The sequence below is a fragment of the Geodermatophilus sp. SYSU D01186 genome (assembly GCF_054050215.1).
This window is the reverse complement of sequence record NZ_JBJGYW010000075.1, coordinates 1-1,326: the sequence shown is the minus strand read 5'-3', so window position 1 is coordinate 1,326 and position 1,326 is coordinate 1. Positions and strand designations below refer to the sequence as shown.

The window sequence follows — 1,326 nt, the reverse complement described above, 5'->3', positions numbered from 1 at the left end:
CTGACTGTGAGCCTGGCCGGGTCGGTCCATCGGTGATGGGCTGACGGCCGGTGGCAGTGGGTGTGACTCCAGGTCTGACTGGCTTCGTGCCTTTGAGCGGACTTGTCCGCCTGCTGCTGCCGGCACCGGCCCGGCCGGAGACGTTGGCCTGATCAGGAGCTTGACCGCCAGTAGCCGCTGGCGTGTCCCATCACAGTCCTGCCATCTCCGCACCGGACCGGGACCTGCTGCGTCCCATCTGGCGAGGAGTGAACGCATGTCCATGCTGGCAGAGCTGGTCGAGGTCGTCATCGGCGTCGACACCCACAGTCAGACGCACACCGCCGCGGTGGTCGATGCCCGGACCGGCGCCGTGCTGGCCCGGGCGACGGTGCCCGCCGACCCGGACGGCTACGCCGAACTGATCGCCCTGGCCGAGGCGCACGCCGGCCTGCGGGCCTGGGCGATGGAGGGCACCGGCGGCTACGGCGCCGGCCTGGCCCGGCACCTGGCCGACGCCGACGAGCTGGTCGTGGAACTGGACCGGCCCAAGCGGCCCGCTCGATGGGCCGGCGCCAAGTCCGATCCGATCGACGCCGAACGCGCCGCCCGCGACGCGCTGGCCCGCACCCGGCTGGCCCAGCCCAAGACCGGACCCGAGCGGGCGGCGCTGCAGATGCGCCTGACCGCCCGGCGTGCCGCGGTGGAGGCCGCCACCGCCGCGCAGCGGCAGCTGCTGGCGCTGGTCATCACCGCCCCCGAGCCGGTGCGGGCCCGCTTCCGCGGGCAGACCACCCGCGCCATGATCACTACTGCCACCCGGCTGCGCCCGGGCGCCGGCAGCGGCGACATCGAAACCGTCGCCGCGCTGACCGTGCTGCGCGAGCTGGCCCGCCGGATCCGGTTCCTCGAAGCCGAAGCGCTCGGTCACGAGCAAGCCATCCGCGCCGTGGTTCGGTCCTGGCGCCCGGACCTGCTCCAGCTGACCGGCGTGGGTCCGATCGTGGCCGCCACCGTGCTCACCGCCTGGTCCCACTCCGGCCGCTGCCGCGACGACGCCGCGTTCGCCATGCTCGCCGGCGTCGCCCCGATCCCGGCCTCCTCGGGCAAGACCGTGCGCTACCGGCTCAACCGCTCCGGCGACCGCCAACTCAACCGCGCCCTGCACACCGTGGCCCTCTCCCGCCTCCAACGCGACGAGCGCACCCGCGCCTACGCCGACCGCCGCCGCGCCGAGGGCAGGACCGACCGCGAGATCACACGCTGCCTCAAGCGCTACATCGCCCGCGAGCTCTACCGACGCCTCGAAACCCCACCCTCAGCCCTTGACGCGGCATAGGAGCGTCC

Annotated in this window: 1 protein-coding gene; it reads left to right on the top strand. The window is 73.8% G+C overall.

The genetic code is table 11. From position 1 onward, the window contains the following. Window positions 1-256: 256 nt before the first annotated feature. Window positions 257-1,318 carry an IS110 family RNA-guided transposase gene (locus ACI784_RS25215; protein WP_457015334.1) on the top strand — a complete coding sequence of 354 codons (1,062 nt, stop codon included), beginning with the start codon at window positions 257-259 and terminating at the stop codon, window positions 1,316-1,318. The last annotated feature ends 8 nt before the right edge of the window (window positions 1,319-1,326 follow it).